Here is a 6085-nt window from a genome sequence, read left to right as displayed (position 1 = left end):
GTTGTTCATGTAATTTATTTTGATTTTCAATTTGGGCAATAGCCGATTGTAATTCAAATTCTTGTTTTTGCTGTACATTTTTCAAACGTTGTTGACGGTAAATTAAAAATCCAACAATCGCAATGAAAAAGGCTAATAGCGAGAGAATAATTATAGTTGTGGTTTTCTTTTTAGCTTCAGCTTCTTTTTTTAATAGTTGCTTTTCTTTTTCGGCGGTTTGGTATTTGGTTTCTAATTCTGCTGTTTGTTCTAAGACAGATGATTTCAATTTATCATCTTTCAAATTGGTGTATTGATTAAAATAAAAAGCACTGCTGTCTTTCATTTCTTGATACAAACAAACAAGCGTTAATTTTTTATAGGTTTCTAATAAATATCGGTCAGACTCGTATTCTTTGTGAATCTTTTTTACTTGTAACAACATCTCATAAGCTTCGCGATATTTTTTTTGTTGAATGAAATCTTCCGATTTTGATAACATCACATTCGTTTGCTCAATTTCGGAATTTAATTCTTTTAAAAGTTTCTCTGAAATTTGGTAATACTTTTTAGCGCTTTCCGAATTTCCTTTTGCGGAATGAACAGCACCAATTCGCTGATTTAAAGTTGAAATTCCGAGATTATCTTTGCATGATTTGCAATTTTCAAGACTTATTTTATATGAATTCAAGGCTTTTAAAGTGTCTTTTTTATCCAAATACACATCGCCAAGAGAAAGATAGGTGTGACACAAACCTTGCTTCATGTCGTTTTTCTTCAAAAAATCGGTTGACTCTTCTAAATATTTAATGGCTTTAGGAAAGTTCTTCATTTCATAGAAAATCAAACCTAGATTCCCTTTTGTCAAACTTACAATCGTATCATTTTTACCATCAAAATATTGTATTGCTTCTATGAAATATTTTGTTGCTGGCACATAATCTTGCTTGCTTGCCAATACATTTCCGATATTAATTTTTGCTTTAGCAACGCCTTCAAAATCTTTATTAGCAGTTCTAATTTGGATTGCCTTTTGATAATTTTCTTCCGATTTTTTAAAGTTCTCTTTGCGCAAATAAACACCTCCTAAATTAGAATAACATTGAGAAATCAGTTGATGTTTTTTCGTTTTCTGGGCGAACAATAATGCTTTTTCTCCATAAACTAATGCAGAATCAAGAGAAACATCGATATAATCCCAAGTTAAATCAGAATATATTTGAGTAGTTCTCTCTAAATTAGGTTTCGATTTTAATTCTTTTTTTAACGTTGCGATATGTTGTTGCAAATCTTGTGCAAAACCAAAACAACTTATTAAAACCAATAAAAGAGCGTATTTTTTCATTTAAATCTTAGGTTCAATTGTTATCTAAAAGTACTAAATTATTTCTTTGTAAGTAATTCAAATATTCTTTTTTGAAGCACAAAAATTTCTTCACTCAATTTCTTCATATCAGATTTATAATTGGATTGAAAATCGGTTGAAATAGAAGCTTTATGATTCAATATTTCCTGCTTACTTGATAAACTTTTGAAAATATCTTTTAATTGCTTCATCTTTTGATAATGCAACTTCTTAATTCTTTTATTTGTTATTATCAATTTCATTGCAAAAACTGAAAGCAACACAAGGGTTACCAATATTATTTTATCCATAAAAAAAGTCATTAAATCAATTACAAATTTGATTTAATGACTTGGTTTTTTCAATACGAATAAATGCGTATTTAATTGATTATTTTGAGTTCTAAATCTTTGTCATTTTTAACTACATTTCCTTTGTAAGATAACGTCCAGCCTAAAGAATTTGTTACAATCAACATTTTAGAAAGCTCGCTCAACAACCTATTTTGAGCATTTGTTTTTAAGGTAGATTTCTCGATTTTTTTTAACAAATTTGCTCTAGCAATTTTATTTATTTTATTATAATCGTCACCTGTAAACTCATTAAAAGTTGAAGATTCTGTGTCATAATATTTAAAATCGGGACTAATCTTTATTTCTTCCTTTGGAATATTGGTAATGGTTACAATTTTATTTTTCTCATCAATATCATAGGTAACCTTACTTAAATCGAAGCCAACGGTAACATCGGCATTAATCACTACCAATGCTTTTTTATCAAAAGACAAACCTGGAATGTAGGTTTCTTTTTTGTCTTTATAGGTTAAAACTTCAGCAAAATGCCCTTCGGTTACCACTAATTTTCCAACATTTTTTATTTGAACTTGAATTAAATTGGTATCATATTCAATGGTTGTTGTATTTAACTTTTTAGTAAAAAACTGATACGCTAAAAACCCAACAATTAAAAAAAGTAACAAATAAATTAACTTTCCCGAACGTCCAATTGCTTGTACTAATGGAATAAGCATGTTTTTTATTGCGGTTTCAGTAGAACTAGTTCGTGCCATGGTATAAATTTTACACGAAGATAGAAAAGTTACTTGAATTATTTTTCAAGAATTACAAACTCTACTCTACGGTTCAATTGTTTGCCTTCATCGGTATCATTTGTAGCTATGAATTTTGTCTCTCCATATCCTTTTGCAGACAATCTGTCTTTTGCAATTCCTTTTCCTAACAAGTAATTCATAACGGCATTAGCACGATTATTAGATAATGTTAAGTTATCTGCATCCGCTCCAACAGCATCTGTATGACCTGAAATTTCAATCTTCATTTTTGAATTTGATTTTAAAACCTGAAGTAATTTATCTAATTCGGCAAATGACTCTGCTAACAATTCGTATTTTCCTGAAGCAAAGAAAATATTATTTAATCGGATGATTTCTCCTTTTTCAATTGGGTTCAAATATAAATCTACTTCTATTTCTTTGTATTCCTTCAAATCTGATAAATCTACATTTTGGGTAACCGCATAATATCCTTCTTTCTCCGCCATAAAACTGTACTTTTCGCCATAAGGTAATACGATAGAATAACTTCCAGTTGATGGATCTGAAATAGCGGTTCCTAATTCTTTGTTGGTTTTAAGCGCGTTGTAAACAATTGGAGCACTCATTACTTTTTTTGTTTTGCTATCGTACACTTTTCCTTTAACTAATGCAACAGGATCTTGTTTTACGGTATTATCAATTTCCCAAATATCTTGTTCTCTACCTACATAAGCCTTATCGCCTTTTGCTGAAAGAAAAATACTTAATTCATACCCTGGAGAATTGATGATATTTCCTAAATTTTCAGGTTTTGACCAATTGGTCCAAGAATCATCTAGTCGTTTACTTACAAACAAATCGTAATATCCGTATCCAGGGTGTCCTTTACTTGCAAAATAAAGTGTTTTTCCATCGGCAGCTAAAAACGGATTGGTTTCATCTTCAAAAGAATTTACAACATTTCCTATATTTTTAGGTTTCGAAAATGTCCCATCTTCCTTAACGTAACTAACAAAAATATCTTTTAAACCATAGCCTTCTGGTCGTTCAACCGACATAAGTAAATGTTTATTATCGCTCGAAAGAAAATAACCTACATAATCATTTTTATTTGCATAGTCTTCTATCACCACATCTTTTGGAATTTCCCATCCACGTAATCCTTTTTGAGCCATTGAAACCCCTGGTCCGTTTGGAGAAACTCCATCAGATGCATACTTATTGCCTAACAAAAGTGTGTTGTTATCTGGAGATGAAGAAATTACAAAGTTATAATCTCTATTATTTAATGGTCTTCCAATATTCTTTGCTTGTTCCCATTTTCCATTTTTATCTTTAACCGAATACCAAATATCGTCTTTATCTGTTTCAACGTTAGATGGGTTGCTTTTTCTATCAAAATACAAGATGTTTCCATCTGCAGAAATTACCGGATTTGTTTCTTCTATTGTAGGACTAGAAACTGTTTCTGGCAATTTTATCATTTTTAAATTCGAATTAAATTCTTTCACCACATTAATTGAAGATGGATATTCAATTACCTTAAAATCTTCAACTAAAACAGTAACCCCAGCATCTACAATAAATCCAAATCTACCTCCATAATAGGAATTATTTCCTGTTTGAAAAACCAATTCATTATTTATAAATACTTTATAAAGATTAGCTCTTTTCTCAACTTTTACTTTATTTTTTTTATCCTTACCATTAACTTGTTTTGAAGGCTCCCATTTTTTATCATAATGGAAATCACTTGCATAATAATGATAAATTTGAAGTTGTTTATTAGCTGATAACTGCACAACTCGGTAATCTGAATTATCGCTATACATTCCCCAAACTAAACCATAAGTAGCATATTCGTTTGGTGTTTTATCCAAAATTAAAGTGGCTTCAACGTCAAAATCAGTAGCGGTACCATCATCAACAATTGCTTTCCAAATCCATTTTGAGTTTTTTTCATGATTGTTCTCCAATGTTAATTTTCCTTTATTAACAGACGTTACAAAACCATCAGAATTGGATGACCAAGTATTTTTATCATCATCAAAAGTATCATTGAATTTTATATTCTGAGCCAATGCTAAAGTTGAAACAAAGAAAAAAGTTAAAAGGGTAAAAGTAAATCGCATATTTGTAAAGATTTGATTGTATTAACTTTACAAATATAATTTTTTAGAATTAAGCTAGCATACGTAATATGCCGTATTTTATTTAAAAGGATGACGTTGTTGCCAATGCAATTCTGGCTCCAATTGCTTGAAGATTTTACCAATAAATTTATTAATTAATTTATTGTTGTGATAAATAAATCCTGACATTTGAACGGGTGTTGCTCCTATAGAACTTTTGATTTCCAAAGCTGTTCTACCAAAAATAATACGTTTAAATCCGTTTTCAATTCCATACTCGGTCATGTTGTACAACATATTCAAATACAGCATATTTTCTTTTTGAATATTCTCGTTATACCCTAAGAAATAGGTTTCTAAAGTTTCATCATTCAAAAGTAACGTATGAAATCCGACCAATTCTTCATTTAAAAAATATCCAAAAATCTGGAATCGATTACCACATTGACCTTTTAGAGTCGAAAAGTGGTTTTTGGATAAGAAAAATGTATTAAAAGGGGCATTTTTAGCTACATAATGATACAAATCGTATATCTTCTCTTCGTTTTGAAGCACATCTTCGTAAGAAAGATTCTTCATTTGAATGCCATCGAACTTTTTACGAGCTCTTTTAAATTGATCGCGGTATTTTTTGGAGAGAGCTGCGACATAATCTTCTAATGATTTCCAATCTTTATCCAAATAGAAAATCATATTAGGTTGCGTATTGAATTCGTACATATTTGAAAAACGGTACTTTTTCAACTCTACCGAACAATGATCATAAAAATCTTTAAACGAAACTAAGTGAATAGAAATTCCTTTTTTCTTGAAGTATAGCGTTATTTCATCAGCACTTTGTAAAAGAATTTCACTTATATGATTGAAGTCGATTTCCTTAGAAAAAACATATCCGTTTTGACCTGTAATCATGTTATTCCCAAGAAACAAAGTATGAGAAGCAAAATTTTTGAATATAAAATTTCGGATAATGGTTTTAAAACATTTATCTCGTTCTCCAAACGATTCTAACTTATTTAAATCTAAATATTGCGCTAAAGAAACACCTATTAGCTCAGAATTTTCAAAAATACCAATATAAAAACACTCCATATTCACAGGAGCCGATTTTTCTAAAACTGTCAAATATGGTGTTTGCAAAAATACATTACTCTGAGCCACCGTGTCCCAAAGCAAAGGTAATTCCTTAACTGAATTGTATATTTTGAATGTAATTTGGTCCAATGTAAAAATAAAATCGCTCCACAAAAGTAGAGCGATTCCTATATAATTAAATGTTAAAATTCAATTTATTTCCAGCCACAAATGATAGCACCCATTAAGGTCATCACCACAATCCAATAACCAGAAGTTATTGCTGCGTATCTAAATGATTTTTGTTCAAATAAACAATTAGTAGCTACAATTGGCAATGCAATGAATAAACCTGACATAAAACCATGCAAAGCACCATGCTTAAAAGTCCTGAAGGCATCTTGATAATCTGCCATGAAAGCTGCATACGAAGGCAATGCTTTTGTTTCATCTCCTCCAACCATTCCTAAAGCACCAAATTGGTGAATTGTTAATGGCATC

At 30.3% G+C, this 6085-nt stretch carries 6 protein-coding genes; all 6 read right to left on the bottom strand.

Annotation, left to right across the window (positions count from 1 at the left end; all coding sequences use genetic code 11):
- Positions 1-1324, bottom strand: a 1324-nt coding sequence (locus L6Q46_RS12020; RefSeq protein WP_291284503.1) for a tetratricopeptide repeat protein, incomplete at its 3' end; no start/stop codon positions are given.
- Positions 1325-1362: 38 nt separating this feature from the next.
- Complete coding sequence (locus tag L6Q46_RS12015) at positions 1363-1635, bottom strand: hypothetical protein (RefSeq protein ID WP_291284502.1); 273 nt, start codon at positions 1633-1635, stop codon at positions 1363-1365.
- A 71-nt stretch (positions 1636-1706) separates the two neighbouring features.
- Positions 1707-2354 (bottom strand): DUF4230 domain-containing protein, encoded by a 648-nt coding sequence (locus L6Q46_RS12010; protein WP_291284504.1) that lies wholly within the window; start codon positions 2352-2354, stop codon positions 1707-1709.
- Between the two features lie 77 nt (positions 2355-2431).
- Entirely contained in the window at positions 2432-4510 is a 2079-nt protein-coding gene (locus tag L6Q46_RS12005) for an OmpA family protein (protein WP_291284501.1), read from the bottom strand.
- A 78-nt stretch (positions 4511-4588) separates the two neighbouring features.
- Positions 4589-5734, bottom strand: coding sequence for a GNAT family N-acetyltransferase (locus tag L6Q46_RS12000; RefSeq protein WP_291284500.1), 1146 nt, complete (start codon positions 5732-5734; stop codon positions 4589-4591).
- Positions 5735-5799: 65 nt separating this feature from the next.
- Positions 5800-6085, bottom strand: a 286-nt coding sequence (locus tag L6Q46_RS11995; protein ID WP_291284499.1) for a DUF1761 domain-containing protein, incomplete at its 5' end; no start/stop codon positions are given.

It is taken from the genome of Flavobacterium sp., from assembly GCF_023151265.1.
GTDB lineage: Bacteria > Bacteroidota > Bacteroidia > Flavobacteriales > Flavobacteriaceae > Flavobacterium.
The sequence above is the reverse complement of the archived record's forward strand: the minus strand, read 5'-3'. Positions and strand labels throughout refer to the sequence as shown.

Bases quoted from the DNA above. Each gene is read 5' to 3' on its own strand.
- L6Q46_RS12015 (WP_291284502.1), bottom strand. From the start codon at position 1,635: ATGGATAAAATAATATTGGTAACCCTTGTGTTGCTTTCAGTTTTTGCA.
- L6Q46_RS12010 (WP_291284504.1), bottom strand. From the start codon at position 2,354: ATGCTTATTCCATTAGTACAAGCAATTGGACGTTCGGGAAAGTTAATT.
- L6Q46_RS12005 (WP_291284501.1), bottom strand. From the start codon at position 4,510: ATGCGATTTACTTTTACCCTTTTAACTTTTTTCTTTGTTTCAACTTTA.